The sequence below is a fragment of the Anaeromyxobacter soli genome (genome assembly GCF_022808855.1).
In the GTDB taxonomy this organism is placed as follows: Bacteria; Myxococcota; Myxococcia; order Myxococcales; family Anaeromyxobacteraceae; genus Anaeromyxobacter; species Anaeromyxobacter soli.
The window spans coordinates 1-26,881 of record NZ_JAKZLF010000049.1 but is presented as its reverse complement, the minus strand read 5'-3'; the positions used below and the strand labels follow the sequence as shown (position 1 = coordinate 26,881).

24 protein-coding genes and 6 tRNA genes are annotated in these 26,881 nt (G+C 72.7%); 23 read left to right on the top strand and 7 right to left on the bottom strand.

Going from position 1 to position 26,881, the window contains the following annotated elements; translation table 11 throughout:
* Window positions 1-159 precede the first annotated feature (159 nt).
* From MLV88_RS22155 to MLV88_RS22125, 7 genes are all read left to right on the top strand, one after another.
* Window positions 160-630 (top strand): hypothetical protein, encoded by a 471-nt coding sequence (locus MLV88_RS22155; protein WP_242361338.1) that lies wholly within the window; start codon window positions 160-162, stop codon window positions 628-630.
* A gap of 103 nt (window positions 631-733) precedes the next feature.
* Window positions 734-1,219, top strand: a complete 486-nt coding sequence (locus MLV88_RS22150; RefSeq protein ID WP_242339806.1) for a RecX family transcriptional regulator — start codon at window positions 734-736, stop codon at window positions 1,217-1,219.
* A gap of 53 nt (window positions 1,220-1,272) precedes the next feature.
* The gene (locus MLV88_RS22145; RefSeq protein WP_242339808.1) at window positions 1,273-2,049 is read left to right on the top strand and encodes an outer membrane protein assembly factor BamD; all 777 of its coding nucleotides are present in this window, start codon (window positions 1,273-1,275) and stop codon (window positions 2,047-2,049) included.
* A complete protein-coding gene (locus tag MLV88_RS22140) occupies window positions 2,033-2,839 on the top strand; it encodes a nuclear transport factor 2 family protein (RefSeq protein WP_242339810.1) in 807 nt (268 codons plus the stop codon). The genes MLV88_RS22145 and MLV88_RS22140 overlap by 17 nt, the downstream gene beginning before the upstream one ends.
* Before the next feature lie 171 nt (window positions 2,840-3,010).
* A complete protein-coding gene (locus MLV88_RS22135) occupies window positions 3,011-3,709 on the top strand; it encodes a tetratricopeptide repeat protein (protein WP_242339812.1) in 699 nt (232 codons plus the stop codon).
* Window positions 3,710-3,900: 191 nt separating this feature from the next.
* Entirely contained in the window at window positions 3,901-4,950 is a 1,050-nt protein-coding gene (gene selD / locus MLV88_RS22130; RefSeq protein WP_242339814.1) for a selenide, water dikinase SelD, read from the top strand.
* A gap of 94 nt (window positions 4,951-5,044) precedes the next feature.
* Window positions 5,045-5,794: an N-acetylmuramoyl-L-alanine amidase family protein gene (locus MLV88_RS22125; RefSeq protein ID WP_242339816.1), complete on the top strand. Its 750-nt coding sequence runs from the start codon at window positions 5,045-5,047 to the stop codon at window positions 5,792-5,794.
* A 122-nt stretch (window positions 5,795-5,916) separates the two neighbouring features.
* On the opposite strand, the gene MLV88_RS22120 is transcribed toward MLV88_RS22125, so the two are convergent.
* The gene (locus MLV88_RS22120) at window positions 5,917-6,168 is read right to left on the bottom strand and encodes a hypothetical protein (RefSeq protein WP_242339818.1); all 252 of its coding nucleotides are present in this window, start codon (window positions 6,166-6,168) and stop codon (window positions 5,917-5,919) included.
* Window positions 6,169-6,256: 88 nt separating this feature from the next.
* Here MLV88_RS22120 and rph point away from each other — a divergent pair, with 88 nt between their 5' ends.
* The 7 genes from rph (at window position 6,257) to MLV88_RS22085 (ending at window position 8,511) form a co-directional block, all read left to right on the top strand.
* Complete coding sequence (gene rph / locus MLV88_RS22115) at window positions 6,257-6,973, top strand: ribonuclease PH (RefSeq protein ID WP_242339820.1); 717 nt, start codon at window positions 6,257-6,259, stop codon at window positions 6,971-6,973.
* A 2-nt stretch (window positions 6,974-6,975) separates the two neighbouring features.
* Window positions 6,976-7,668 (top strand): RdgB/HAM1 family non-canonical purine NTP pyrophosphatase, encoded by a 693-nt coding sequence (gene rdgB, locus MLV88_RS22110; RefSeq protein ID WP_242339822.1) that lies wholly within the window; start codon window positions 6,976-6,978, stop codon window positions 7,666-7,668.
* Between the two features lie 70 nt (window positions 7,669-7,738).
* Window positions 7,739-7,812, top strand: a tRNA-Pro gene (locus MLV88_RS22105).
* 145 nt (window positions 7,813-7,957) lie between these two features.
* Window positions 7,958-8,034: transfer RNA gene (locus tag MLV88_RS22100), tRNA-Arg, on the top strand.
* A gap of 13 nt (window positions 8,035-8,047) precedes the next feature.
* Window positions 8,048-8,123: transfer RNA gene (locus MLV88_RS22095), tRNA-His, on the top strand.
* A gap of 109 nt (window positions 8,124-8,232) precedes the next feature.
* A tRNA-Arg gene (locus tag MLV88_RS22090) sits at window positions 8,233-8,309 on the top strand.
* 129 nt (window positions 8,310-8,438) lie between these two features.
* A tRNA-Lys gene (locus MLV88_RS22085) sits at window positions 8,439-8,511 on the top strand.
* Between the two features lie 105 nt (window positions 8,512-8,616).
* Here MLV88_RS22085 and MLV88_RS22080 read toward each other — a convergent pair.
* Window positions 8,617-9,024, bottom strand: a complete 408-nt coding sequence (locus tag MLV88_RS22080) for a hypothetical protein (RefSeq protein WP_242339824.1) — start codon at window positions 9,022-9,024, stop codon at window positions 8,617-8,619.
* A gap of 66 nt (window positions 9,025-9,090) precedes the next feature.
* On the opposite strand from MLV88_RS22080, the gene MLV88_RS22075 reads away from it, so the two are divergent.
* From MLV88_RS22075 to clpX, 4 genes are all read left to right on the top strand, one after another.
* Window positions 9,091-9,172: transfer RNA gene (locus MLV88_RS22075), tRNA-Leu, on the top strand.
* 79 nt (window positions 9,173-9,251) lie between these two features.
* Window positions 9,252-10,544 (top strand): trigger factor, encoded by a 1,293-nt coding sequence (gene tig, locus MLV88_RS22070; protein WP_242339826.1) that lies wholly within the window; start codon window positions 9,252-9,254, stop codon window positions 10,542-10,544.
* 16 nt (window positions 10,545-10,560) lie between these two features.
* Complete coding sequence (gene clpP / locus MLV88_RS22065; protein WP_242339828.1) at window positions 10,561-11,175, top strand: ATP-dependent Clp endopeptidase proteolytic subunit ClpP; 615 nt, start codon at window positions 10,561-10,563, stop codon at window positions 11,173-11,175.
* A 76-nt stretch (window positions 11,176-11,251) separates the two neighbouring features.
* On the top strand, window positions 11,252-12,490 hold the full coding sequence (gene clpX / locus MLV88_RS22060) for an ATP-dependent Clp protease ATP-binding subunit ClpX (RefSeq protein ID WP_242339830.1): 1,239 nt from the start codon (window positions 11,252-11,254) through the stop codon (window positions 12,488-12,490).
* A 58-nt stretch (window positions 12,491-12,548) separates the two neighbouring features.
* Here clpX and MLV88_RS22055 read toward each other — a convergent pair whose 3' ends face one another.
* The gene (locus tag MLV88_RS22055) at window positions 12,549-14,267 is read right to left on the bottom strand and encodes an aminotransferase class V-fold PLP-dependent enzyme (protein ID WP_242339832.1); all 1,719 of its coding nucleotides are present in this window, start codon (window positions 14,265-14,267) and stop codon (window positions 12,549-12,551) included.
* Window positions 14,268-14,630: 363 nt separating this feature from the next.
* Here MLV88_RS22055 and lon point away from each other — a divergent pair, with 363 nt between their 5' ends.
* Window positions 14,631-17,054: an endopeptidase La gene (lon, locus tag MLV88_RS22050; RefSeq protein ID WP_374112085.1), complete on the top strand. Its 2,424-nt coding sequence runs from the start codon at window positions 14,631-14,633 to the stop codon at window positions 17,052-17,054.
* Between the two features lie 190 nt (window positions 17,055-17,244).
* Here the strand turns inward: lon and MLV88_RS22045 are convergent, their stop codons facing one another.
* Window positions 17,245-18,030, bottom strand: coding sequence for a class I SAM-dependent methyltransferase (locus MLV88_RS22045; RefSeq protein ID WP_242339836.1), 786 nt, complete (start codon window positions 18,028-18,030; stop codon window positions 17,245-17,247).
* Between the two features lie 49 nt (window positions 18,031-18,079).
* On the opposite strand from MLV88_RS22045, the gene MLV88_RS22040 reads away from it, so the two are divergent.
* Both MLV88_RS22040 and nadA read left to right on the top strand, forming a co-directional pair.
* On the top strand, window positions 18,080-18,289 hold the full coding sequence (locus MLV88_RS22040; RefSeq protein WP_242339839.1) for a hypothetical protein: 210 nt from the start codon (window positions 18,080-18,082) through the stop codon (window positions 18,287-18,289).
* Window positions 18,286-19,290, top strand: a complete 1,005-nt coding sequence (gene nadA, locus MLV88_RS22035; RefSeq protein ID WP_242339841.1) for a quinolinate synthase NadA — start codon at window positions 18,286-18,288, stop codon at window positions 19,288-19,290. Before MLV88_RS22040 ends, nadA begins: the two co-directional genes overlap by 4 nt.
* 45 nt (window positions 19,291-19,335) lie before the next feature.
* Here nadA and MLV88_RS22030 read toward each other — a convergent pair whose 3' ends face one another.
* Window positions 19,336-20,727 (bottom strand): NCS2 family permease, encoded by a 1,392-nt coding sequence (locus tag MLV88_RS22030; RefSeq protein ID WP_242339843.1) that lies wholly within the window; start codon window positions 20,725-20,727, stop codon window positions 19,336-19,338.
* Window positions 20,728-20,861: 134 nt separating this feature from the next.
* Window positions 20,862-22,952, bottom strand: a complete 2,091-nt coding sequence (locus MLV88_RS22025) for a S46 family peptidase (protein ID WP_242339845.1) — start codon at window positions 22,950-22,952, stop codon at window positions 20,862-20,864.
* Window positions 22,953-23,072: 120 nt separating this feature from the next.
* Here MLV88_RS22025 and MLV88_RS22020 point away from each other — a divergent pair, with 120 nt between their 5' ends.
* Both MLV88_RS22020 and MLV88_RS24365 read left to right on the top strand, forming a co-directional pair.
* Window positions 23,073-24,251 (top strand): pyridoxal phosphate-dependent aminotransferase, encoded by a 1,179-nt coding sequence (locus tag MLV88_RS22020; RefSeq protein ID WP_242339847.1) that lies wholly within the window; start codon window positions 23,073-23,075, stop codon window positions 24,249-24,251.
* 67 nt (window positions 24,252-24,318) lie between these two features.
* Window positions 24,319-25,959: an MXAN_5187 family protein gene (locus tag MLV88_RS24365; protein ID WP_277957079.1), complete on the top strand. Its 1,641-nt coding sequence runs from the start codon at window positions 24,319-24,321 to the stop codon at window positions 25,957-25,959.
* Window positions 25,960-25,975: 16 nt separating this feature from the next.
* Here the strand turns inward: MLV88_RS24365 and MLV88_RS22010 are convergent.
* Window positions 25,976-26,881 (bottom strand): sensor histidine kinase (locus MLV88_RS22010; RefSeq protein WP_243338694.1); only part of this gene is annotated, 906 nt, incomplete at its 5' end.

Below are 26,881 nucleotides of genomic sequence, written 5' to 3'. Positions count from 1 at the left end.
GACGACGACTTCCAGATCGAGCGGTTCTGAAGGATTCACGGGGCTGCGCCGCGCGCGGCGCCCGTGAACGTTGGAGCCCACACGGACCCCGCGTCGGGGCTTCCTCCGCGGGGCGAGTGGCGCTATACCCGCGCCGCTCGCTCCAACAGGAGGTCATCCGTGTCCCGCACCTCGCTCCCCCGCGCCGCCGCCGCGGCCCTCCTCGCCGTCCTCGCCGCGGGTTGCCACCGCTCCGGCCCCGCCATCGAGACCGCCCTGCCCGTCCTCCCCGGCGAGGCATGGGACGGCGCGCACGCCGCGCTCGCGCGCCTCGACCCGAACGCCCGCGACGCGAGCGTCGCCGGGGGCCGGGCGACCACCGCCAGGGCCGAGCTCGTCGTCGCGGGCGTCCACTTCGACGAGGTGAGGATCACGGGCAAGGCGGATCTGCCCAGGGTCCGGGCCGTCTCGCTCGCGACGCGGCCGCCGTCGAACGGCTGCGATCGCATCCGCGACGATCTCGTGAAGGCGCTCGGGCCGGCGTGGAACGTCGGCGAGACGCAGCTCGGCGCGACGACCGCGCGGCGCGAGGGCCAGATCGCGCGCATCGTCTGCAACGGCGCCGAGCTATCGCTCACCATCGCGGGCTGAGGCGGAGACCCCGCCGCTCTGGATCGCTCCTGCGGCCAGATCGACCGGGCTCCGCGGGGCCGGCCGACCCGCCGCGGGGCGCGTGGTACCCTCGCCGCGGCCGATGCCCGACGACGCTCCCCCGCTCGCGCGCGCCAAGGCGCTCGCGCTCCGCTTCCTCGCGAGCCGCGCCCGCACCGAGGCGCAGGTCCGCGCCCGGCTCGCCAAGGCCGAGCTCTCCGCCGAGGCGGACGCGGTGGTGGGCTGGCTCCGGCGCCTCGGCTACCTCGACGACGCCGCGTACGCCCGGGCCCGCGCCCGGGCGCTCGTCGCGCCCGGCCGGCTCGGCCCCCGGCTGGCGGAGCGGCGGCTCCGCACGGCGGGCATCCCCGGCGACGCGGCGCGCGCGGCGATCGCCGGCGCGGTGGCGGAGGGAGGGGAGGGCGGAGAGGTCGCGCTGTGCCGGGCGCTCGCGGAGCGCCGGGCGCGCGGGGCCGCGCTCGAGACCCTCGACGACCGCGCGCGCCGGCGGCTCGCGCGCTTTCTCCTCGGGCGCGGGTTCGCGGGCCCGGTCGTGGCGAGGGTCCTCGGGATCTGGGAGGACGGCTGACGCCGTCGCTGGCGGCTGCGCGCCGGGCGGGCCTCTGTTATCCTCCCGGCCTCATGCGCCTCCCCGCCGCCCTCGCGCTCTCGGTCCTCCTCGCCGCGTGTGGCTCCAAGCGCGTCAGCTTCACCGGCCAGCTCAAGTACGGGGCCACGGCCGAGGCCAACTACGAAGCCGGCGTCGACGAGCTGAAGCACGACAACTACTCCGAGGCCGTGAAGTTCTTCGAGTACGTCCGCACCAAGTACCCGTTCTCGAAGTACGCGCCGCTCTCCGAGCTCCGGCTCGCCGATCTCAAGTTCAAGCAGGAGCGCTACGTCGAGGCGGCCGACGCGTACCAGCAGTTCGTCACGATGCACCCGACGCACGAGGAGGTGGAGCTCGCGGAGCTTCGCGTCGGGGTGTCGTACCTCCGCGACGCGCCCGGGGACTTCGTGCTCTTCCCGCCGGCGTACGAGAAGGACCAGCGTCAGGTGGAGAAGGCCGCCCGCGCGCTGCGCGACTTCGTGCAGGCGAAGCCCGACTCGAAGTACGCGCCGGAGGCCAAGAAGCTCCTCGCCGAGGCGGAGGGGCGGCTCGCGAGCCACGAGTGGTACGTGGGCGAGTACTACTACAAGCGCGGGCGCTGGGCCGGCGCGGCCGGGCGCTACGAGGCGCTCGTCTCGAAGTACCCCGGCTCGCGCCACGAGGTGGAGGCGCTCATGAAGCTCGCGCACTCCTACCTGGAGATCGACGAGAAGCACCGCGCCCGCTCCGCCCTGCAGAAGCTCATCGTGAAGCACCCGCAGGACCCGCGGCGCCCGGAGGCGGAGAAGCTCCTTGCGTCGATCCGGTGAGCCGCCGGCCGCGCCGCCGCCGGAGCTCGGCGAGCGCGCCCGCGGCCGGCGTGAGCGCGCCACGCGGGTGGGCGCTCCCCACCTCGTCCCGTCGCTCGCCGCCGTCGCCGCCGCCCTCGTGGTCTGGGCGCTGTGGGGCAAGGTCTCCTGCGGCGACCCGCGCCTCGCGCTGGCGAGCCCCGAGACGCAGGTGAAGGCCGCGCTCGCGAAGCAGGACCGCGCCCGGGTGCCGGACGTCTACGGCTTCCGCGCGGGCGGGATCGCCTCGCTCCGCTCGGTGCGCTACGCGGACGTCGTGGTCGCGATGGATCGGGGAAAGGCGCGGGTCCTGGCCGTCGTGGAGGCGGACGGGGACGTCGCGTGGCAGGAGGAGCGCGCGCGGATCTCCTACGTGGGGCGCGAGGCGTTCGAGATGTCCCGCTGCAGCGCCGCGGGGTGGTGCTCCGACGGCCGTCAGTTCGCGGAGCTGAAGGGCGTGCTCGCCGCGCTGTTCCGCCGGGAGGACGCCTTCAACCGGCGTGACGCGGAGGCCTACGCGCGGCTCGTCTCGGAGCGCTACGCAGGTGCCGGCGGACGTGACGCGCTGCTCGCGCGGCTCGGCGAGGACCTGCGCGCGGGACCGCCGGCGCGCGTGCGCATCCTCGCGTGGCAGATCCGCGTGGAGCGGGATCGCGCGATCGTGGGCGAGGACCAGGAGCTCACCGTCGGCGAGGAGGCGCCGCGGGCGCTGCGCTCGCGGTACGAGCTCCTGCGCGAGGGAGAGCGCTGGACGATCGTCTCCGGGCTGTGACCGGGCGTCGCGCTTGGGGTCCGGTGCGCCCCGCGGGCGGCCGGGCCTCGGAGTCCTGCGCGCGCGGCCTGGCCGCGGAGTCCCGGCGACCTCGCCTCGGCCGCGACGCGAGGTCGGGATCGACCGTCCGGCGGCGCGGCGCGTGCTACGCTGCGCGGCCGGGAGGGTCCCGTGGACGACACCCTGAAGCAGGCGCTCGCGCTCGGGCGCGCGTACTATCTGAAGAAGGACTACGGCCTCGCGGAGACGTACCTGACGCAGGTCGTCGAGTCGAACCCGTCCTTCGCCGACGTCTACAACATGCTCGGGGTCGTCTACCACGACCAGGGGCAGTACCAGAAAGCGCTGCGGGCGTTCGAGGCGGCGCTCCGGATCAACCCGGGGTACACGGACGCCGCGCTCAACCTCGCGGTCACCTACAACGACACGGGCAAGTACCGCGAGGCGCAGGAGACCTACCGGCACGCGCTCTCGCGCTCCGGCGCCGCCCACGGGAAGCTGGATCGCTACGTCCAGGGCAAGCTCGCGAACATGTACGCCGACATCGGCGACGTGTACCTCTCCTCCGGGCTCCACGAGGAGGCGATCGCCGAGTACCGGCGCGCGCTCGCGCTCGGGCCCGCGTTCTGCGACGTCCGCGCGAAGCTCGCGGGCGCGCTCCGGGACGCGGGCGATCGGGAGGCGGCCATCAGCGAGTACGAGGAGGTCGTGCGGCAGAACCCCACGTACGTCCTCGCCCGGCTGAACCTCGGGCTCGCGCTGTACGGCGGCGGGCGCAGGGACGACGCGGTGGCGCAGTGGCGCGCCGTGCTCGAGATCTCGCCCGGCAACCGGAACGCGGAGCTGTACCTCCAGGTCGCCGGAGGATAGCCGCCCGTCCTCCGGCCCGCGGTGACGAGGCTCCGCGACGGACGCCTCGCCGCCCCCTGCTCCGAGCCGAGGCCGCCGGAGTCGACGTTCGACGCGCCGTGCGCGCTGGCCCGGGTCGCGTATCCGCCGCCAGAGCACCGCGGGCGCCTCGCGGTTGCCCGAGCGCCCGCCCGCCGGTATGGGGTAACGGCATGGATCCCGAGAAGAAGATCCGCCTCACGAGCTTCAGCCACGGCGCGGGTTGAGCCTGCAAGATCCGCCCGGCGGATCTGGCGCAGGTGCTGCGCCACGTGCCCAGGATCGAGGAGCCGCGCGCGCTCGTGGGGACCGAGACGCGCGACGACGCCGCGGTGTACCGGCTCTCGGACACCGAGGCGATCGTCGAGACGGTCGACTTCTTCACCCCCGTGGTGGACGACCCGTACTGGTTCGGGCGGATCGCCGCCGCGAACGCGCTCTCGGACGTGTGGGCGATGGGCGCCCGGCCGCTCTTCGCGCTCAACCTCGTGAGCTGGCCGGTCGGGAAGCTGCCGATGGAGCTGCTCGGCGAGGTGCTGCGCGGCGGGGCGGAGTCGGCGCGGCTCGCCGGCGCGCCCATCCTGGGCGGCCACTCCATCGACGACCCCGAGCCCAAGTACGGGATGGCGGTCACCGGGATCGTCCACCCCGATCGCATCCTCCGGAACGTCGGCGCGCGCCCCGGCGACGTCCTCCTCCTCACGAAGCCGCTCGGGATGGGCATCGTGACCACTGCCATCAAGCGGGAGGAAGCCGGCGCCGCGCTCGTGGACCTCGCCATCGAGGTGATGAGCGCGCTCAACAGGACGGCGGGCGAGATCCTCGCGGCGAGCGGCGCCGTGCACGCCCTCACGGACGTCACCGGGTTCGGGCTCCTCGGCCACGGCTGGGAGATGGCGGAGGGCTCGGGGGTGACGCTCCGGCTCCGCGCCGAGGCGATCCCGGTGCTGCCCGGCGTCCAGGATCTGGCCGCGAGGGAGATCGTGCCCGGCGGCTCGCGCGCGAACCTCGCCTGGGTCCGGCCGAACGTGCACTTCGCCGAGGGCCTCCACCCGACGACGCCCATCGTCCTCGCCGACGCGCAGACGAACGGCGGGCTCCTCGCCGCCGTCGATCCCGGCCGCGCCGCCGGGGTGCTCGAGGCGCTCCGCGCCGCCGGCGTCGCCGCCGTCGAGATCGGCGAGGTGGTCGCGGGTGAGCCTCCCCGCCTCGAGGTCCTCTAGGCGGAGAGCCAGCTCGGCGGAGCGGAGGCGCGGCGGCCGTGAGCAAGGCCGTGGAGCGGGACGCCGGCCGGCCCTCTGCTAGAATTCACGGGCGATGCTCGCCCCGCTCGCCGCCGCGCTCCTCCTCGCCGCCGCGCCGCGCGCGCCCGGCTTCGTCGCCGTGGTGGATCCGGGGCACGGCGGCGATCAGGAGGGCGCGCTCTCGCCGCTCGGCGACAAGGAGAAGGACGTCGCGCTGGAGATCGCGCGCCGCGTGGCCGCGCGGCTCCGGACGATCGGCGGCAAGGTGGTGCTCACCCGCACCGGCGACATCGGCGTGCCGCTCGCGAACCGCGCCGCCATCGCGAACGCGCTCCGCGCCGACCTGTTCGTCTCGGTGCACCTCAACTCCATGCCCTCGGCCGAGGCGCGCCGGCACTCCGCCGGCGTCGAGACCTACTTCCTCTCCGCCGACGCGACCGACGCCTCGGCGACGGCGGTGGCCGCGCGCGAGAACGCCGATCGGCTCGCCGGAGAGCCGGAGCTCGATCCCGCCGATCCCGTGGCGGCGATCCTCCAGGACCTCGAGGACCAGGACGCGCTCGCGGGCTCCTCGCGGCTCGCGTACGCGGTGCACGAGAAGCTCGTGAGCGCGCTCGGCGCCGAGGACCGCGGGGTGAAGCAGGCGCCGTTCTACGTGCTCGCGGGCGCGCGCATGCCCGCGGTGCTCCTCGAGGTCGGCTTCATCTCGCACGACGGGGAGGCGGCGCGGCTGCGCACGCCCGAGTACCAGGAGCGGATCGCCGCCGCGGTCGCGGAGGGCGTCGCCGCCTGGCGGAACGCGACGCGCCGGGCCGGGCGCTAGAGGACGGGGCTTCCCGTCACTCCGCTGCGTCCCCCGGACAGTCGAACCTGAGCCTGTCGAAGAAGCGTCGGAGCCGCGGGGCCCTAGACCCGCGCGCCGGGCACCTGGGCCAGCGCTCGCGGTCAGCGTGTCCCGGGCGCCGGCAGCGGGGGACCGGGGCGTTCGCCCTCCGGATAGGCCCCCGCGGGCGTGACGGGGGAGGTGTCGTCCCAGGACCGGCAGGCGCACACGACGCAGCCGCGGGTCCGGTCGGTCGCGCACTCCTCCACGCCCAGGCACCGGCGCCGATCTTCCCCGGAGCAGAGGCCTGCGCGGCTCGGGGTGAGGCAGCCCGCGGCGAGCGAGGCGGCGATGGCGACGACGAGCGGGCGCATGCGGATCCTCCGGAGACAGCAAAGCACGCCGCCCCCGCGCGGTCGACACCGTGGCGGCGGCCGACGCCCCGTGCTATCTCGCCGCCCCATGCGCACGAACGGTCGCGGCCAGCGGGATCTCCGGAACGTCGTCCTCGAGCCCGGCGTGTCGAAGCACGCGGAGGGCTCCTGCCTCGCGAGGTTCGGCGACACGCACGTGCTCTGCACCGCGACCGTCGACGAGAAGGTGCCGCCGCACGTCTACGGCACGGGGGCCGGCTGGGTCACCGCGGAGTACGGGATGCTGCCGCGCTCGACGCACGAGCGGATGGCCCGCGAGGCCGCGCGCGGCAAGCAGGGCGGGCGCACGCTCGAGATCCAGCGGCTCATCGGCCGCGCCCTGCGCGCGGCGATCGACCTCCGCGCGCTCGGGCCGCGGACGATCACGCTCGACTGCGACGTCATCCAGGCCGACGGCGGCACGCGCACGGCCGCGATCACCGGCGGCTACGTGGCGCTCGTCCTCGCCATCCGCGCGCTGCAGTCGCGGAAGACCATCGCCCGGAACCCCGTGGCGCGGAGCGTCGCGGCGGTGTCGGTCGGCATCGTCGAGGGCGAGGTCTGCGTGGACCTCGACTACGGGGAGGACTCGACCGCGGAGGTGGACATGAACGTCGTCGCCACCGGCGACGGCGCGCTCGTCGAGGTGCAGGGGACCGCGGAGGGGAAGCCGTTCCCCCGCGCCGATCTCGACCGGATGGTCGACGCGGCGCTCGAGGGGATCCGCCGCCTCCAGGAGCACCAGGAGCAGGCGCTGCGGAGGTGAGCGTGGACCTCTTCTTCGCCACCACGAACCCCGGCAAGCTCCGCGAGCTGCGCCGGCTGGTCTCCGGGCTCCCCATCCGCGTCGTCTCGCCGGAGGACCTCGGGCGCGACCTGCCCGAGGTGGAGGAGGACGGCGCCACCTTCCAGGCGAACGCGGAGAAGAAGGCGGCCGCGTACGCGCGGTTCGCCGGCATGCCGGCGCTCGCCGACGACTCGGGGCTGTCGGTGGACGCGCTCGGCGGCGCCCCCGGCGTCCGCTCCGCGCGCTGGTCCGACGAGGAGCCGGGGCCCGCGCCGGCGAGCCCCGTGTGCGAGCTCGCCGAGGGCGCCGCCGCCGAGCTCGGACCGGTCGCGGGAAGGGCGGCGCGGGACGAGCGCAACAACGACAAGCTGCTCCGCTCCCTGGCCGGGCTGCCGGACGGGCGGCGCGGCGCGGAGTACGAGGCGGTGCTCTCCGTGGCGCGCGCCGACGGGACGATCGTCGCGAGCGTGACCGGGGTCTGCCGCGGACGCATCGGGCACGCGCGACGCGGGTCCGGCGGGTTCGGCTACGACCCCCTCTTCGTGCCGGACGCGCAGGACGGGCGGACGATGGCGGAGCTCTCGCCCGAGGAGAAGGACGCGCTCTCGCACCGGGGCGACGCGTTCCGGAAGCTCCGCCCCTGGCTCGAGCGGATCGCGCGCGAGGGCGCTTGACGCCAGCACGGCGAGAGGCTAATGACGGGCGTTCTCGGAAACGGGGTGGCCTCGGGCCTCCTCCAGCGTCCGGGGCGTAGCGCAGCCTGGTAGCGCGCCTGCCTTGGGCGCAGGAGGTCGCGGGTCCGAATCCCGCCGCCCCGATCTTTGACAGCATGGGATGGCCGGGACGCCGAGAACGCGGCGTTCCCCAGCAGTATGCGCCCGTAGCTCAGTTGGCCGGGGCCCGGGGCCACCACTGGCCCCGTATGAACCTTCGCCACGCCGGCAAGGACGCGCACCGCTTCACGCGCCCGTAGCTCAGTTGGATAGAGCGTCGGCCTTCGAAGCCGCAGGTCGGGGGTTCGATTCCCTCCGGGCGCGCCAGATCGTATTTACGGTGAGTATAGCTCAATCGGTAGAGCACTGGACTGTGGATCCGGGGGTTAAGGGTTCGAGCCCCTTTACTCACCCCAGTTTTACCAAACGGCACCTGCGCCCGTAGCTCAGCTGGCCGGGGCCCGGGGCCAACACTGGCCCCGTACGAACCTTCGGCCGCGGGCACGAACGACCTGCGACTTTCACGCGCCCGTAGCTCAGCTGGATAGAGCAGCGGCCTTCTAAGCCGCGGGTCGGGGGTTCGACTCCCTCCGGGCGCGCCACCCTCCGGGCGCGCCAAACGCGTCCGGCGCGGAGGCGCAGCCGGATGATGACGCTGCGCCAAGCCGTCGTTGACATACTGCGAGGACGCTGCTAGATACGCGGCCCCTCGGCCATCCCGAGCAGCATTCGGGCGCATAGCTCAACTGGCAGAGCAATGGACTCTTAATCCATAGGTTGAAGGTTCGATTCCTTCTGCGCTCACACGACGGGGACCTGGCGAGAGCCGGGTCCCCGTCGACCTTTTTCCGGACGGCGCGCGCGCAGACGGACGCGCCACGGCGCCACCGGCGGGGAGGACGAGCGGGCTCAGTCCTTCTTGCCGCCCTCGATCACGCCGAAGCGGGGGCGCTTGCGCTCGGGCGGGCGCAGGATGCCGCCGATGATGGACGGCCACGGCAGGGCGCAGTCGAAGCGGCGGCCGCGGAACGTCAGCTCGGCGCGCACGCCCCACTCGTCGAGCAGCACCTCCCGGGCGTCGCGCCCGGCGACGAGGTTCAGCCGGACGAGCTCCTCGTCGTGCAGGTACTCGGGGAGCTCCACGCCGGGCGCCGCCGGCGCGACGATCACGCACTCGATCGCCTGGGCCGCTCGGCAGGCCTCCAGCATCTCGGCGTGGCGGCGCTGCAGGGCATAGAGCTCCAGCACCCCCTCCGCCCACGCGGGGCAGGCGGGCAGGCACTTCTCTTCCGGGGGATGCTGGTGGACGACCGTCACGGGCCCTCTCGTACTACAAACCCGGGCCGTCGTCTGCGGCGGGCGTGGTAAACGTCGTCGCCACCGGGGCGGGTGGCGGAACTGGCAGACGCACCAGACTTAGGATCTGGCGCCGCGAGGCGTGAGGGTTCGAGTCCCTCCCCGCCCATTTCGCGCTTGACCGCGCCCGCCCGGCGCACATAGCACTACCGGCTTTCCGCCGATCCCGCAGAAGGGCCCGAAACGACATGAAGATCCAGGTCGAGAACGTCTCCCCCGTCGAGAGGAAGGTCAGCATCGAGGTCGATCCCGACCGCGTCGCCCAGGAGCTCGAGCGCGCGTACGTCGGGCTGGGGCGTCGCGTGAAGCTCCGCGGGTTCCGCCCCGGCAAGGCGCCGCGCAAGGTGCTCGAGCGCCAGTTCCGCGCCGAGGTCGAGAGCGAGGTCCTCGAGAAGATCGTCCAGCAGACGTTCTCCGAGGCCGTGAAGGTGGAGTCCATCCCGCTCGTCGCGCCGCCGCACGTCTCCGTGTCGGAGGGGGTCCAGGACGGCAAGCCGGTCCGCTACACCGCGCGGGTCGAGGTGAAGCCCCGGATCGAGCCGAAGGACTACCGCGGACTGGAGGTCACCCGGAAGCCGCCGGAGGTCACCGACTCGATGGTGTCGGACGAGTTGACGCGCCTCCAGGAGTCGATGTCGCAGCTCGTCCCGGTCGAGGGCCGGTTCGAGGCTCAGGAGGGCGACTGGGCGGTCATCGACCACGAGGGGACGATCGAGGGCAAGCCGTTCGAGGGCGGCAAGGCCGAGGGCGTCACCGTGAAGATCGCGCCGGGCGCGATCTCCGACGGGAACCTCGAGGCCCTGAAGGGCAAGAAGCTCGGCGACACGGTCGAGATCGACGAGCCCTTCGCCGAGGACCACCGGGTGGAGGAGCTCCGCGGCAAGGTCGCCCACATGAAGGTGACCCTGAAGGCGCTCAGGACGCGCCAGCTCCCCGCGCTCGACGACGCGCTCGCCAAGGAGGTCGGCATCGAGGGCATCGAGACGCTCGACGCGCTCCGCGCGCGCATCCGCGCGGATCTCGAGAAGCGCGAGAAGCGGCGCGCCGAGAGCGAGCTGAAGGACGCGCTCGTCAAGGCGGCGCTCCAGAAGAACGAGTTCGAGGTGCCCCCCGCGCTCGTGGAGCGCGCGATCGACGCGATGCTGGAGGGTGCGGCCGAGCGGTTCGCCCGCTCAGGGATCGACATCCGGAAGCTCGAGCTCGACTTCGCCCGGATGCGGGCGGACATGCGCGAGCAGGCGCTGCTCCAGGTCCGGGGCGCGCTCCTCCTCGAGGCGATCGCCGACACCGAGAAGCTCGAGGTCACGGACGAGGACTTGCAGGCCGAGGCCGCCCGCATCGCGGAGGAGCTCGGGGCGCCCCTTGCGAAGGTCCAGCAGCAGATGCGCGGCAAGGACGCGCGGGAAGCACTAAAGAACAGGGTACGGGAGGACAAGGCGCTCGCCTTGCTGTCCTCGTCCGCCAACATCCAGTCCGCCTGAGAACGGGGTCAAAGCCATGCCCTACATCCCGATGCCGTACGTCGTCGAGCAGACGCACCGCGGCGAGCGCAGCTACGACATCTACTCGCGCCTGCTCAAGGACCGGATCGTCTTCCTCGGCACGCCGATCGACGACGACGTCGCGAACGTCGTCATCGCGCAGCTCCTGTTCCTCGAGTCCGAGGACCCGGACAAGGACATCAGCCTCTACATCAACAGCCCGGGTGGCTCGGTGACCTCCGGCCTCGCCATCTACGACACCATGCAGTACGTGAAGCCGCAGGTGTCCACGATCTGCCTCGGGCAGGCGGCGAGCATGGGCGCGTTCCTCCTCGCCGGGGGGGCGGCCGGCAAGCGGTTCGCCGTGCCGAACGCGCGCATCATGATCCACCAGCCCATGGGCGGCTTCCAGGGCCAGGCAACCGACATCGACATCCAGGCGCGAGAGATCCTGCGGCTCAAGGCGAAGCTGAACGACATCCTCGCGAAGCACACCCGCCAGGCGCTGGAGCGCATAGAGAAGGACACCGATCGCGACTACTTCATGGGGGCCGGCGAGGCCAAGGAGTACGGCCTCATTGACGACGTCATCGTGCACAAGCCGAAGGCGATGGAGAAGAAGTCGCAGTAATATTCAGAGGGCGTCGCGCCGGGGTACCCCGAGGGGCAGCAGCCGGGTGAGCGTGCTCGTGACGAGGAGGTAGGCTTTGGAGAAGCGCGAGACCTTGAGCTGCAGCTTCTGCGGAAAGTCGCAGAAAGAGGTCAAGAAGCTCATCGCGGGACCGACGGTCTACATCTGCGATGAGTGCATCGGCCTCTGCAACGACATCATCGCGGAGGAGATCGCCGGCGAGGAGAAGCGCGAGCAGAAGCTGCGCGTGCCGCGCCCGTCGGAGATCAAGACCATCCTCGACGAGTACGTGGTGGGGCAGGAGCGGGCCAAGAAGACGCTCGCCGTCGCCGTTCACAACCACTACAAGCGCATCGAGAGCCGGGTCTCGATCGACGACGTGGAGCTGCAGAAGTCCAACATCCTGCTCCTCGGCCCGACCGGCTCCGGCAAGACGCTGCTCGCGCAGACGCTCGCCAAGATCCTGAACGTCCCGTTCACGATCGCCGACGCGACGACGCTCACCGAGGCGGGCTACGTCGGCGAGGACGTCGAGAACATCATCGTGAACCTGCTGCAGGCCGCCGATCACGACATCGAGCGGGCGCAGAAGGGCATCGTCTACATCGACGAGATCGACAAGATCGCCCGCAAGAGCGAGAACCCCTCCATCACCCGCGACGTCTCGGGCGAGGGCGTCCAGCAGGCGCTCCTCAAGATCATCGAGGGCACCGTCGCGAACGTCCCGCCGAAGGGCGGCCGGAAGCATCCCCAGCAGGAGTTCCTGCAGGTCGACACGACGAACATCCTCTTCATCTGCGGCGGCGCCTTCTGCGGCCTCGAGCAGATCATCGAGCGCCGCTCCGGCGGGCGCAGCCTCGGCTTCGGCTCCGACGTCACCTCGAGGAGCGAGAAGAACATCGGCGAGCTGCTCGCGATGGTGGAGCCGGACGACCTGCTCAAGTTCGGGATGATCCCCGAGTTCGTCGGGCGGCTCCCGGTCATCACGAGCCTCGAGGAGCTGGACGAGCCGGCGCTCATCGAGATCCTCACGAAGCCGCGGAACGCGCTCGTGAAGCAGTACAAGAAGCTGCTCGAGATGGACGGCGTGTCGCTCAAGTTCACGGACGGCGCGCTCAAGGCGATCGCGCGCGCGGCCATGAAGAACAAGGCCGGCGCCCGCGGCCTGCGCGCCATCCTCGAGAGCGCGATGCTCGACATCATGTACGACGTGCCGAGCCGCAGGAACGTCCGCGAGATCGTGATCTCCGAGGACGTGATCGACAAGAAGGAGGCGCCGCTCGTCGTGATGCAGAAGGAGGCGGAGAGCGCGTAGGCCCTGCCGCCGCGCCCGCTCCTCGACGGGGCCGCCTCCGGGCGGCCCCGTTCGCGTCTCAGACGTTCGCGTGGACGTACCGAAACCACGCGAGGCGATCGGCGAGCGCGTCGCCGGTCGGCGTGTTCCAGCGCGGCGGCGCCGCCGCCCAGCGCGCGCGCAGCTCGGTCGCGAGCCGGCGCGCCTCGGCGAGGTAGCCTCGCCGCAGCGCGGCCGCTTCCTCGTCCGAGAGGGGCGGCTCCGCAGGCGCGGCAGGCGCCGCGAGCTCGGGCAGCGTCGAGACGTCGAGATCCACCGGGCGTGGATCCGGGGGCGGTGCCTCGACGAGCCGCCAGCTCCCGTCCATCCAGCCGAGCCGGTACAGCGGCACGAACGCCTCGCCCTCGTCGGCGAGGAGCTCGATGGCGGCGAGGAGGAAGTCCACCTCCTCGGCGGTCGCGTGGTAGGGCAGGGAGATCCGGACCCAGCCGGGCTTCAACGCCTGCACCCCCGCGGCGATCGCGCGCCGGAACTCGGCGGAGCGGTCCGGGCCGATGCCGAGGAGCCGGTGCCCGTACGGCCCGGCGCAGGAGCAGCCCGCGCGGCTCTGGATGCCGAACAGATCGTCGAGCAGGGTCGAGACGAGCCCGTGGTGGAGCCCCTCGACGTTGAACGACAGGATGGGCAGGCGCGGCCCGCCGGAGGGCCCGTAGAGCCGGACGCGCGGGTGACGGCGCAACCGGGCGCAGGCGGTCTCTCCGAGCGCGAGGTCGTGGGCGAGGATGCGCTCCGGTCCCACGAGCTCCTTCACCAGGAACGCGAGGCCCGCGCGGACGTCGCCCAGGATGTCGGGCGTCCCGCCCTCCTCCCGCTCGGCGAGCCGGTGGGTGTAGTCCACCGAGAGGCGCGCGTGCGCCGCCTTCGCCGGCGCCTCGCCGGGGCCGACGTAGTCCACGGTGCCGCCGCCCGGCCGCTCGGGTGCGCGGCTGCGGAACAGCTCGCGGTGAGCGACGAGCACGCCCGAGCCCTCCGGCCCGCCCAGGAACTTGTGGGTGGAGAAGAAGATGGCGTCGAGCCGCTCGGCCGGATCGGCGGGGTGCATGTCGACGGGCACGTAGGGCCCCGCCGCCGCGTAGTCGGCGCAGGCGAAGAAGCCGTGCGCGTGGAGGACGCGCGCGATCGCCGGCACGTCCGAGAGCGCCCCGGACACGTTCGAGGCGGCGGAGAAGGCGCCGACGCGGAGCGGACGGCCGGCGTGCGCCCGGGCCTTCCGGGCGAGGTCGTCGAGATCGAGGCGCCCCGCGACGTCGAGCTCCACCTCCACGACGTCCGCGACGGACTCGAGCCACGGCAGCTCGTTCGAGTGGTGCTCGTATGGCGAGACGAGCACGATGGGGCGCTCGTCGTCGGGGATCGCGCGCGAGAGGCCGTAGCGGCGCTCCAGCGGCTCCGACACGCGCAGGCCGAGCAGGCCCACGAGCTTGTTCACCGCTGCGGTCGCGCCGCTCCCCACGAAGAGCACCACGTCGTCGGCGGAGGCGTTCACGCAGCGGGCGATCGCCCGGCGCGAGTCTTCCCGCAGGCGCGTCATGGTGCGGCCGGTGGTGGAGATCGCGGTGTGCGTGTTCGCGTAGAGCGGCCGCGCCGCGGCGATGCGCGCCTCGACGAAGGAGAGCGCGCGGCCGGAGGCGGTCAGGTCGGCGTAGGTCACGAGCCGCGCGCCGAACGGCGTCGAGACGAGGGTGCGCCGTCCGATCTCGGAGGCGCGGAGGAGGGCGGTGGCCTCGGCGAAGGTCATCGCCCCTGGTTCTATCTGCCCGGCAGCCAGGGCGCCAAGCGGGCGGTGGCGCGCCGCCGGGGCGGAGGCACGGCTGCCCGGCGGTGCGCGGGACCCGCGCGGGAATTGCACCGGCGTGCGCGCCGTTCAGGGGCGGGTCGCCTCCGCGCCGCCACGGAGGGGAGCGGCTCGCCCCGCACGCGCTGCCCCGCCAGGTGCCTGCGGGAGCGCTCGCGGCGTGCCCGGCCGGGCACGCGAAGTCCCTGTGCGGTGCGCACGGTTCGGCTCGAAGAAGCCCGGCCGGTTCGCTGTTACATGGTGGTAGAAATCTCGAACCGCCGGCGGGTTCCCCCGCTTGGCTCCAAGGAGCAGAACGACGTGCCCATCTTCTCGCGCAACGACGACGGCAAGAGGGACGGGAAGAAGAGCCGCAGCCTGCCGCTCCTCCCGCTCCGCGACATCATCGTGTTCCCGCACATGGTGGTGCCGCTGTTCGTCGGCCGGCAGAAGTCCATCGCGGCCCTCGAGGAGGCGATGGCCCATGACAAGACCATCCTCCTCTGCGCCCAGAAGAAGGCGAAGACGAACGAGCCCTCCTCGGACGACATCTTCGCGGTCGGGACCATCGGCACGATCATCCAGCTGCTGCGGCTCCCCGACGGCACCGTGAAGGTGCTCGTGGAGGGCAAGCTCCGCGCGCGCGTGCGGCGCTTCCTCGACTCCGACCGGTTCCTGCTCGCCGAGGCCGACGAGATCGAGGAGACGAGCGACAGGACCGTCGAGCTCGAGGCGCTGATGCGCTCCGTGCAGTCGACGTTCGAGGCCTACGTCAAGCTCAACAAGCGGATCCCGCCGGAGATGCTGACCAGCGTCGCGTCGATCGACGACCCGGCCCGGCTCGCCGACACGATCGTCGCGCACCTCTCCCTCAAGCTGAACGACAAGCAGTCGATCCTCGAGACCGAGTCGCCCACCAAGCGCCTCGAGAAGCTCTACGAGCTCATGCAGGGCGAGATCGAGATCCTGCAGGTCGAGAAGAAGATCCGGACGCGCGTCAAGAAGCAGATGGAGAAGACGCAGAAGGAGTACTACCTCAACGAGCAGATGCAGGCGATCCAGAAGGAGCTCGGAGAGCGCGACGAGTTCAAGAACGAGATCCAGGAGCTCGAGGAGAAGATCAAGAACAAGAAGATGTCGAAGGAGGCCACCCTCAAGGCCAAGAAGGAGCTCAAGAAGCTCAAGATGATGAGCCCGATGAGCGCCGAGGCCACGGTGGTGCGCAACTACATCGACTGGATCCTCTCGCTCCCCTGGTACGAGTACACCGAGGACAAGCTCGAGATCCCGGAGGCCGAGCGGATCCTCGACGAGGATCACTACGGGCTCAAGAAGCCGAAGGATCGCATCCTCGAGTACCTCGCCGTCCAGAAGCTCGTCGAGAAGATCCGCGGCCCCATCCTCTGCTTCGTCGGGCCGCCCGGCGTCGGCAAGACCTCCCTCGCGCGCTCGATCGCGCGCGCGATGAACCGCAAGTTCGTGCGCATCAGCCTCGGCGGCGTCCGCGACGAGGCCGAGATCCGCGGCCACCGGCGCACGTACATCGGCGCGCTGCCCGGCAAGATCATCCAGTCGCTCAAGAAGTCGGGCTCGGGGAACCCCGTCTTCCTCCTCGACGAGGTGGACAAGATGTCCACCGACTTCCGCGGCGATCCCTCCGCCGCGCTGCTCGAGGTGCTCGACCCGGAGCAGAACTACAGCTTCAACGACCACTACCTCGATCTCGACTACGACCTCTCCAAGGTCATGTTCATCTGCACGGCCAACACGATGGGCGGGATCCCCGGGCCGCTGCAGGACCGCATGGAGGTCATCCGGATCGCCGGGTACACCGACCTCGAGAAGCTCTCGATCGCCCAGCGCTACCTGATCCCGAAGCAGCGCGAGGTGAACGGGCTCGAGAACGTCCCCGTCGAGTGGAGGCGGCGCGCGCTCAAGGCCCTCATCCACAAGTACACGAAGGAGGCCGGCGTCCGCTCGCTGGAGCGCGAGATCGGCTCGGTGTTCCGCAAGATCGCGAAGGACGTCCTGAAGAGCGGCTCGCTCGACGGCAAGCAGTACGTCGTCACCGAGAAGGCCGTGCAGAAGTACCTCGGCCCGCCGCGGTTCCGGTACGGCACCGCGGAGGAGGAGGACCAGATCGGCCTGACGACCGGCCTCGCCTGGACCGAGCTCGGCGGCGAGCTCCTCACCGTCGAGGCCCAGGTGATGCCCGGCAAGGGCAAGCTCATGATCACCGGGAAGCTCGGCGAGGTGATGCAGGAGTCCGCCCAGGCCGCGATGAGCTACGTCCGCTCGCGCGCCGATCTCCTCGGGCTCGACAAGCGCTTCCTCGAGAACGTGGACATCCACGTCCACGTGCCCGAGGGCGCCATCCCGAAGGACGGTCCGTCCGCGGGCATCACGATGGCGACGACGCTCGTCTCCGCGCTCTGCCGCTTCCCGGTCCGCAAGGACGTCGCCATGACCGGCGAGATCACGCTGCGCGGGCGCGTCCTGCCGATCGGCGGGCTCAAGGAGAAGGTCCTCGCGGCGCACCGCGGCGGGATCAAGAAGGTCCTCATCCCGAAGGAGAACGCGAAGGACGTCCGCGACATCCCGAAGATGGTCCGCGAGCGGCTGCAGATCGTCACCGTGGAGAGCGCCGACGAGGTGCTGCGCGAGGCGCTCGTCCTCGAGCACCCGGAGACGTTCCTGCGGCACTCGCCGGAGGAGCCGCACGAGCACGCCGAGACGGCGGCGCAGGCCTAGGACCGCGCCGTCCGCGAGCCGCGACGAGACAGGCCGGGCGCCCGAAGGGGCGTCCGGCCTTTCTTCATCGAGGGCGAACGCGCGGATGCGCGACGCGCGAGCGAAGCGAGCCCGCGGGCGCCCTCGCGGCGGTGAGGCGCCCTCGGCGGCGCGCGGATCCGGCGGGCAGGGGCGAAGGCGCAGCGCCCGGTCAGAGGCCCCCGAGCCGCGCGTAATACCGGTGCGCCCCGCGCGCGCTCGGCAGCGGAACGAGCCCCAGGCGCGCGAGGTCCCAGCCGGGCGCGCCGTCCTTGACCACGACCCAGCGCCGCGCCACGCGGCGCGCGGCCAGGATCGCGTCGGGCGCGAGCGGGCGCCCCTCGGCGAGCCGGCGGACGAGGTCGAAGCCGCCGGGCTCGGCGCGCGCGTGGCGGAACATCGGGTCGAACACCACCACGTCGAAGCTGCGGGGCGGCAGCGCGGCGAGCGCGACGGCGTGCTCCTCCGGGCGCACCTCGATCCGGCGCGCCGCCGGGTCCGCGTGCCGGGCGAGCCCCTCGGCGACCCACGCCGCGAGCGCCGGCGATGCCTCGAGCCCGACCACGCGGCCGTCCGGACCCACCGCCACCGCCGCGACGAGCGCGTCCGCGCCGAGCCCGAGGGTGCAGTCGAGGATCGCGTCGCCCGGGCGGACGTCGGCGGCCGCGAGGAACGGATCCGGCGGCCCCGCGTCCTCGCCCCGGGCCGCCGCGGCGACGCGCTTCGCGCGGAGGGCGCCCATGCCGGGCGACCAGACGTGCTCCGCCCCGTCCACGCGCAGCGCGGCGTGGCGTGCCGAGAGGACGAGCAGCGCGTCCGCCCCGGCCTCGGCGCGCACCGCGTCGAGCGAGCGGTTTCCCCGGGCGCAGAAGAGGAGGCCGTGCCGCGCCGCGGCGGCGCGGGCGGAGGCCTCCTCGGCGGGGGAGGGGCGGAGCGGGGTGGTGACGGCGAGCTTCACGGGGCGGGTTGTGGTCGCTACGCAAGAGTTATATAATAGTTCCTGAATGATGACGAGGAAGACCAACGGGCGCGCCGCGAAGGTCCGCAGCTTCTCGGCGACGGACGAGGACACGGCCATGCTGGACGCCGTCGCCCGCTACCACGGGTTCTCCAAGTCCGCGACGCTCGTCGGCCTCGTCCGCCGCGAGTTCTGGCGTCTCTTTCCCGCCGGCACGGGCGACATCAAGCCCGCGCGCGGCGCCCGGGTGAAAGAATGACCCTCCCCGCCTTCCCCATCCACGACCCCGTCGCGAGCCCCGAGTCCGGCAGCGACCTCCCGGAGGACGACGTGCGCGAGCTCGAGGAGGAGATCCGCGCGCTCGCGAAGGAGAAGGACGCGGTCATCCTCGCGCACAACTACCAGCTCCCCGAGGTCCAGAAGATCGCCGATCACGTCGGCGACTCCCTGCAGCTCGCGATCACCGGCAAGAAGGTCCCGCAGTCCACGATCCTGTTCTGCGGCGTCCACTTCATGGCGGAGTCGGCGAAGGTGCTGGCGCCGGAGAAGCGCGTGCTCCTGCCGAACCTCTCGGCGGGCTGCTCGCTCGCGGACTCGATCACGCCGGAGTCGCTCGAGGACTGGAAGGAGCGCTACCCGGACCACGCGGTCGTCACCTACGTGAACTCGTCCGCGGAGGTGAAGGCGCTCTCCGACATCTGCTGCACGAGCGCGAACGCGGCCTCGGTCGTCCGCTCGCTGCCCCAGCGGAAGATCCTCTTCACGCCGGACCGGAACCTCGGCAACTGGGTGAAGGGGAAGGTGCCGGAGAAGGAGATCGTCGTCTACGACGGCTGCTGCCCCGTCCACGACGTGCTCCGCTCCGCGAACGTGAACCGGGTGAAGGACGCGCGGCCGGAGGCCATCGTCATCGCCCACCCCGAGTGCCGCGCCGACGTGATCGACGTCGCCGACGAGGTCTGCTCCACGACCGCCATGCTCGGCGCGGTCGAGAAGCACCCCGAGGCGCGGACGTTCATCGTCGCGACGGAGCACGGCATCGTCTACCAGATGAAGAAGCGCTGGCCCGACAAGGAGTTCATCGTCGCCGACGGCTGCATCGGGTGCCGGATGCACTGCCCGTACATGAAGATGATCGACCTCGTCATGATCCGCGACGCGCTCCAGCACGGGAAGCACGCGATCGACGTCCCGCTGGACGTCGCCGAGGGCGCGCGGAGGGCTTTGGAGCGGATGATCGCGGTCCCGCGCGACGCCTAGCTGCGGCGCACGATCCCGGGCCTGCGGCGGGCGTCCTCGCTCTCGCTAGCCGATCGCGAAGTAGACGAGGAACGCGATCGCCGCCCCCGCCATGAGCGGGTGGACCTCGCGGACGCGGCCGCGGAGCACCTTCAGGAGGACGAACGACACGAACCCGGCGCCGATGCCGTTCGTGATCGAGTAGGTGAACGGCATGACCGTGAAGGTGAGGAACGCCGGGATCGACTCGGTCGGGTCCTCCCAGGGCAGCGCCCCGACGTCGCGCATCATGAGGAAGCCGACGAGCACGAGCACCGCGCCGGTCGCCTGCGGCGGGACGACGCCCGCGAGCGGGGAGATGAAGAGGCAGAGCGCGAACAGCGCGCCCGTGACGACGGAGGTGAGCCCGGTGCGTCCGCCGGCGGCCGCGCCGGCGGCGCTCTCGGCGTAGGTCGTCGCCGACGACGAGCCGGCAGCACCGCCGACGACCGCCGCGAGGGAGTCGATGAGGAGGACCGTACCCGGGCGCGGGAAGTTGCCCCGCTCGTCGAGGTACTTCGCCTCCTGCCCGACCGCGACGACCGTGCCGACCGTGTCGAAGAAGTCGGACAGCATGAGCGAGAAGACGACGAGCGCCGCGGTGGCGCCGCCGAGCACGTGGATGAACCCGAAGTCGAAGTGGCCGAGCTGCCCGAAGTCCGGCAGCGCGAAGGGCGACGTCGGGAGCACGACCTCCCACGGCTTGAACCCGGCCGCGCCGCCGAACATCGCCTTCGCCGCGATGGCGATGGCGGTCGAGGCGCCGAGCCCGATGAGCAGCGCGCCGCGGGTGTTCCGCGCGATGAGCCAGCCCGTGAACACGAGGGTGAGCGCGAACAGCACCACGGGGAAGCCCCTGAGGTGCCCGGCCTGTCCGAGCGCGACGGGCACGGGGTCCGCCACGTTGCGCGAGATGAACCCGGCGTCGACGAACCCGATGATGGCCAGGAAGAGGCCGATGCCGATGCCGATCGCCCGCTTCATGCTCATCGGCACGGCGCGGACGACCGCCTGGCGGAGCCCGGTGGCGACGAGCGCGGTGATGACGAGACCCTCGGCGACGATGACGCCCATCGCCTGGGGCCAGGTGAGGCCGCGCGCCGCGACGAGCTGGAACGCCACGACCGAGTTCAGGCCCATCCCCGCCGCCAGCGCGAGCGGCAGGTTCCCGAACACGCCCATCGCCAGGGTCATGAGCGCGGCCACGAGCGCGGTCGAGGTGAGGAGGGCGGGCTGCGAGAGCTTCGCGCCGGTCGCGTCGGCGACGCCGCCGAGGATCGCCGGGTTCACGAAGACGATGTACGCCATCGTCACGAACGTCGTGGCGCCGGCCAGGATCTCGCGGCGCACCGTCGTGCCGCGCGCCGTGAGGCCGAAGAAGCGGTCCAGGGCGCCGGTGGGGGCGGGGGTCGGGTTCATGTCGGTCTCGTGGCGGATGGGGCCGTAAGAGGCGGCGGAGGATAGCAGGGCGGGGCGACCGCCGGCCCCGAAAAGGAAGGGCCCGGGTGCCTCATGGAGGGCACCCGGGCCAGGTCCAGCACGGCTCGGTTCGGTTACTTGCGGGCCGCGCGCGCCGGCTTCTGCGCCTTGCCGCTCTTCGCGGGCGGACGGAGCTCCGCCACCACGCGATCGGCGCCGTAGATCTTCGTCAGCGCCTCGATGAGCGCGTCCGAGTGGACCGCCACGGTGCGGTTCACCGCCGGGTCGAAGCCGTAGTCCCCGCCGAGCGACTGGATGTTGCCGTCGAAGACGAGGCCGACGATCTCGCCGTCCTTGTTGATGACCGGCGAGCCCGAGTTGCCCCCGATGATGTCGTTCGAGGTGACGAAGTCGAAGCGGGTCTGGAGGTTCAGCCGGTCCTTCGCGGCGAGCCAGCTCTCCGGCAGCGCGAAGGGATCGCGCCCGGTGGCGCGCTCGTACGCGCCGGCGAACGTCGTGAACGGCTCGACCGTCTTGCCCTTCTCGGTCCAGCCCTCGACCGCGCCGTACGAGAGGCGGAGCGTGAACGTCGCGTCGGGGTAGGTGGTGCGCCCCTGGACCGCGAAGCGCGCCTCCGCGATCCGCTCGTGGTTCTTCTGCACGACCGACTCGACCTCGTCCTCGAACGTCTTGCGGACGGCGCGCGCGTCGGGGTCGATGGCGGCGGCGAGCGCGAGGAGCGGGTCGTTCGCACCCTTCACGGCCGCCTCGCCGCCCTCCCAGAGCTGCTTGCGGACCGCCACGTCGCGGAGCTTGGTCGTCTCGACCACGCGCTTCGCGACCTCCTGCGGCGACTCCTTCCCGAGGAGCTTCTTCATCACCGGGTGATCGGGGCCGAGCCGCTCGCGGATCTTGGAGAGCGAGTGCCCGAGCAGCAGCGTCTCGAACTCGGGGTAGATGGGCGCCTCGCTGAACAGCTCCTGCGTGAGCGCGGGCAGGTTCGAGTCGCGGAACTCGCGGAGCCGGTCCGGGCTCGCCTTCTGCCGCTCCGCCGCGCCGCGGAGGAGGTCGCGCGCGATGGCGAACAGCGTGCTGTTCCTGAACCCGCCCTCGAGCGAGTTGTACTCGTCACGGAGCTGCAGCACGCGGTCCTGCGCCTTCGCGATGGCGTCGAACGCGGGCAGCGCGTCCTTGCCGCGGGGATCCTTCGCGAGCGCCGCCTTCAGCGCCTCCTCGTTCGCGACGAGCGACCGGAAGAAGGCGCGGTCCTGGAGCGCGAGGAACCGGCCGCGGAGCGCCTTGTAGCCGTTCTCCACGTAGAAGAGGTGGGCGTTCGAGATGCGCTTCTGCTCGGGGCCGAGCATCTGGAAGCCCGTGAGGAGGCCGCGCAGCTCCGCGAGGCTCTGCAGCCGGTCCGGGAGCACGACGTCGCGCTGCATCGCGAGCTGGGCCACGGTGAGCGCGCGGTCGGTGCCGCCCGGGTGGCCGGAGACGAACGTGAGCTCGCCCGCCTCGGCGCCCTTCTGCGACCAGCGGAAGTGGTTCTTCATCTTCGCGGGCTTGCCGCCCTGGTAGACGCGCAGGAACGACACGTCGAGGTCGTAGCGGGGGAACATGAAGTTGTCGGGATCGCCGCCGAAGAAGGCGATGGCGAACTCGGGCGCGAACACGAGGCGCACGTCCTGGAACCGGCGGTACTTGTAGAGGTCGTAGACGCCGCCCTGGTAGAGCGTCACGACGTCGCAGCGCAGGTCGGGCGAGGTCTGGCACTCCTTCTCGATCCGCGCCATCTCGCCCTGCAGCGCCTTGTGGTACGCCTCGCCCTCGAGCCCCTTCGTCGCGGCGCGGACCCGCTGCGTCACGTCGCTGATCTGGACGAGCTGGTTCACCTCGACGGTCGGGCACTTCACCTCGTCCGCCTGCGTCTTCGCGTAGAAGCCGCTCTTCACGAAGTCCTTCTGCGCGGTCGAGAGCTGCTCGATGCACTCGTGCGCGCAGTGGTGGTTCGTCATCACGAGGCCGTCCTCGGAGACGAAGCTCGCGGAGCAGCCGCCGGCGAGGCGCACCGAGGAGAGGCGGGCGTTCTCGAGCCACGCGTCGCTCGGCCGGAACCCGTACTTCTTCTCCACCTTGTCGCTGGGGAACGCGTCGTACGTCCACATGCCCTCGTCCGCCACGGCGGCGAGGGGCGCGAGCAGGACCAGCGCGACGACCAGTCTCTTCATGAGGTTGCCTCCGGGGAGAGTACCGGGGCGCCTTTTCCCCGGTTGCCGGCGGTCATAGGACCGGCCCGGGAGTGAGTCAACTAAGCCGGAAACGTGACGGCCCCGCGGTAGGATCCCGCCGTGCTCTCCTCGCGCACCGCCTGGGATCTCGCCGCCAACGCGCTCGCGGCGCGCACCGACGCGCTCCGCGCGAGCGGCCGGCCGGTCCTGGATCTCGCCGAGTCGAATCCCACCCGGGCCGGCCTCGCCTGGGACCCGGCGGAGCTCACCGCCGCGCTCGCCGATCCGCGCGTCGCGTCCTACGAGCCGACGCCGCAGGGGCTCCTCGCGGCGCGGGAGGCGGTCTCGCGCTATCTCGCGGCGCGCGGCGCGGCGGTGGACCCGGGCCGGGTCCTCCTCACCGCCTCGACGAGCGAGGCGTACGCGCTCCTCTTCAAGCTCCTCTGCGATCCCGGCGACGAGGTGCTGGTGCCGGCGCCGTCGTACCCGCTGCTCGACCTCCTCGCCGACCTCGAGGCGGTCCGCCTCGTCCGCTACCCGATGCGCTACGACGGGAGCTGGCACCTCGATCGCGCCGCGCTCGAGGCGTCGATCGGGCCGCGGACGCGCGCCGTGGTGGTCGTCTCGCCGGCCAATCCGACGGGCGCGGTGCTCGACGCGGAGGAGCTCGCCGGACTGGATCGGCTGTGCGCCGCGAACGATCTCGCGCTCCTCGGCGACGAGGTGTTCGCCGACAGTGCGCTCCGGCCGTGCCCGAGCGTCGCTGCGGGCGAACGCGAGGCGCTCGCGTTCCACCTGTCGGGCCTCTCCAAGGTGTGCGGGCTCCCGCAGCTCAAGGTCGGCTGGATCGCGGTCGCGGGGCCTTCGGCCCGCGTCGAGCCCGCCCTCGCTCGCCTCGAGGTGGTCTCGGACGCGTACCTCTCCGTCTCCGGGCCGGCGCAGCTCGCGCTGCCCGGGCTCCTGGCGGGGCGCGAGCGCTTCCTCGCGCCGCTCCGCGTCCGGCTCGCGGCGAACCGCGCCACCCTCGCGGGGGTCCGCGGTGCGGCGGCGGACGTGCTCGCCTCCGCCGGCGGCTGGAGCGCGGTGCTCCGCATCGGCGAGACGATCGACGAGGAGGCGCTCTGCCTCGACCTCCTCGAGGACGGCGTCGTCGTGCAGCCCGGCTTCTTCTACGACTTCGAGCGGCAGGGCCACCTGGTCGTGTCGCTGCTCCCCCCGCCGCCCGAGTTCGCGGCGGGGCTCCGCCGCGTCCTCGACCGCTGTGGAAACGCCGATTTCGCCAGTCCTTCCGGGCGATAGCGCCCGATCGCCGATCGGGCCATCGGTTTGACACCCCTCCGATCGCCGGCCTATAAGCCGAGGGGCAATGAACCGGCTCAAGCTCTGGCTCTTCGCGCTCGTCGTCGTCGCGGCGGCGGGCGTGGCGGTGTACCTCCATACCCGCACGATGCGTGAGGAGGCGCTCGCGGCCGTGGACGCCGACGTCGCCTCCGCCGCCCAGCACGCCGAGGCCGCGAAGAGCGCGCTCGCACACGACGCTGCCGCCGCCGCCGCGCTCGTCGCGCGCGACCCCGCGCTCGCAGGGACCCTCGCCTCCGGGGGTGCCTCCGCGACCGACCCCGCCGCCCGGGCCCACCGGACGCGCGCCGTCGCGCCCGCGGGGTCGGACCCCGCCGCCGCGGAGCTCGTCACGGAGCGTGCCGCACGGGCCGCGCTCGCCGGAGCGGAGCGCGCCCTCGGGTTCCGGTTGCCGGAGGGGACCACCGTGATCGCCGCGTCGCGCGAGACGCTCGAGCGTCGCGAGGCGGGGGCGGGCGAGGCCGCAGCGCTGCTCCGCGCCGCGGTGGAGGGTGGATCGCCGCGCGGTCACGTCCGCGCCGGCGGCAAGCTCCTCTTCGCCGCCGCGGCGCCGGCGGGCGACGGCGCCGGGGTGCTCGTGCTCGCGCCGGTGGGCGAGGCGTTCGCGCGCGGGATCGCCGCCGCCTCGAGGGTGCCGGTGCTGCTCGTCGCGCCCGAGGCGAAGCCCATCGCCGTCGGGATCCTCCCGCTCGCCGACGAGGCCGCGATCGTGAAGGCCGCGAGCATCTTCGGCGTGACCTCGGACGCCGGCCGGCTCGGGCCGGTGGACCTCGGGGTCAGCGCCGTGAAGCTCCCCCGGGCGCCGCTCCTCGGCGCGTCCGCGCCCGGCTACCGCGTCCGCTCGGTGGCGCTCGAGGGCGTGAAGGGGGCCGCGGTGATCGCGGTGGCTCCCACCGCCTCGAGCCTCGCGCCCATCGTGATCCTCCAGTGGCAGGCGATCGGCGCGCTGGGGCTCGCGATCGTGCTCGCGGGCCTGTTCGGCGTCCTCGTCCGCGCGGCGGAGCCCGCCCCCATGCTCCCCGAGTCGCTCCTCTCGGCGGCGGCGCGCCTCGAGAAGGGCGACTTCTCCGCGCGCGTGCCGGAGCTCGCCGGCCAGCTCGGGACGGTGGCCGCCGCGCTGAACCGCGCCGCCGAGGCGGCCTCGACGCCGCCCGCGGCGGCGCCGGCGCCCGCAGAGGATCTCTTCGCGCGCGCCGCGCGGCCCGCCGAGGCGGACCCGTCCGCGTTCGAGTTCCCGCTGCGCGCCCCCGAGCCGCTCGCTCCTGCGGCCGAGGCGAGCGCGGCGCCGCCGGCTCCTCCCGCGCCCGCCCCCGGGCACGCGGACGCGGCGCGCGCGGGCGTGATCGTTCCCCCGGCGCCCGCGGAAGAGCCGCTCGCGGCGCCCGCAGAGCTCCTGCAGGCCGCCGCCCAGGCCGCAGCCCCCGACGGCGACGACGAGCAGGGCCACTGGCGTCAGGTCTTCTCCGACTTCCTCCGCACGCGGGGCGAGTGCGGGGAGGCGGCGGGCGGGCTCACGTTCGAGCGGTTCGCCCAAAAGCTCGCCTCCAACAAGGCGGCCCTCGTCTCGAAGTACGCCTGCCGGACCGTCCGGTTCCAGGTGTACGTGAAGGACGGGAAGGCGGCGTTGAAGGCGACTCCCGTTCGCTGACCCGAGGGATTGAAACCTACGCGGCCGGCGGAAGCGTCAGCGTGAACGTCGCGCCCGCGCCCTGCACGGAGGCGACCTCGAGCGCGCCGCCGTGCTCCTCCGCGATGCGCTGCGCGATGGCGAGGCCGAGGCCGGTGCCGCCCTCCTTCGTGGTGAAGTAGGGCTCGAAGACGCGCGGCAGCTCCTCCGGGCCGATGCCCGGGCCGGTGTCGGAGACGGAGAACGCCACCGCCGGGCCGGCGCGGCGCGCCGCGAGCCGGAGGGTCCCGCCCGCCGGCATCGCGTCGAGCGCGTTCCCCACGAGGTTCAGGAGCACCTGCAGGATCTGATCGCGATCGGCGAGCACCGGCGGCAGCCCGGGCTCGACCTCGCGCGCCACGACGACGCCCTCGGGCGGGGTCGGGAAGAGCGCGAGCACCGACTGGACGAGCTCCTCCGGGGAGATCGCGGCCCGCTCGGGAGCGGGCAGCCGCGCGAACCGGCTGAACTCGTCGACGATGCGCTTCAGGCGCCGGACCTCCTCGCCGATCGCGCGCGTGCCCTCGTCGAAGATCTCACCGAAGTCCCGCCGACCGCGGGCGTGCGCGTCGCGCAGCGTCTCGACGCTCATGGCGATGGGGGTGAGCGGGTTCTTGATCTCGTGGGCGAGCCGCCGCGCCACCTCGCGCCACGCGGCGATGCGCTCGGCCTGCGCGAGCCGGCCGCGGCTCGCGGCCAGATCGGCGGTCATGCCGTTGAACGCGCGCACGAGCTCGCCCACCTCTCCGGAGGCGCCGACGCCCTCGACGCGCGCGCCGAGGTCGCCCGCCGCGACGCGCAGCGCGGCGGAGCGCAGCGCGTCCACCGGCCGGGTCACGCGCGAGGCGAGGAGCGCGCCCGCGGCGGCCGCCGCGAGGACGCCCGCCGCGAGCGCGGCGAGGAA

Coding starts and splice junctions, on each gene's coding strand:
- MLV88_RS22150 (WP_242339806.1), top strand. CDS start 734: ATGCCCGACGACGCTCCCCCGCTCGCGCGCGCCAAGGCGCTCGCGCTC.
- MLV88_RS22145 (WP_242339808.1), top strand. CDS start 1,273: ATGCGCCTCCCCGCCGCCCTCGCGCTCTCGGTCCTCCTCGCCGCGTGT.
- MLV88_RS22125 (WP_242339816.1), top strand. CDS start 5,045: ATGCTCGCCCCGCTCGCCGCCGCGCTCCTCCTCGCCGCCGCGCCGCGC.
- MLV88_RS22120 (WP_242339818.1), bottom strand. CDS start 6,168: ATGCGCCCGCTCGTCGTCGCCATCGCCGCCTCGCTCGCCGCGGGCTGC.
- rph (WP_242339820.1), top strand. CDS start 6,257: ATGCGCACGAACGGTCGCGGCCAGCGGGATCTCCGGAACGTCGTCCTC.
- tig (WP_242339826.1), top strand. CDS start 9,252: ATGAAGATCCAGGTCGAGAACGTCTCCCCCGTCGAGAGGAAGGTCAGC.
- clpP (WP_242339828.1), top strand. CDS start 10,561: ATGCCCTACATCCCGATGCCGTACGTCGTCGAGCAGACGCACCGCGGC.
- MLV88_RS22055 (WP_242339832.1), bottom strand. CDS start 14,267: ATGACCTTCGCCGAGGCCACCGCCCTCCTCCGCGCCTCCGAGATCGGA.
- MLV88_RS22040 (WP_242339839.1), top strand. CDS start 18,080: ATGACGAGGAAGACCAACGGGCGCGCCGCGAAGGTCCGCAGCTTCTCG.
- nadA (WP_242339841.1), top strand. CDS start 18,286: ATGACCCTCCCCGCCTTCCCCATCCACGACCCCGTCGCGAGCCCCGAG.
- MLV88_RS22030 (WP_242339843.1), bottom strand. CDS start 20,727: ATGAACCCGACCCCCGCCCCCACCGGCGCCCTGGACCGCTTCTTCGGC.
- MLV88_RS22025 (WP_242339845.1), bottom strand. CDS start 22,952: ATGAAGAGACTGGTCGTCGCGCTGGTCCTGCTCGCGCCCCTCGCCGCC.
- MLV88_RS24365 (WP_277957079.1), top strand. CDS start 24,319: ATGAACCGGCTCAAGCTCTGGCTCTTCGCGCTCGTCGTCGTCGCGGCG.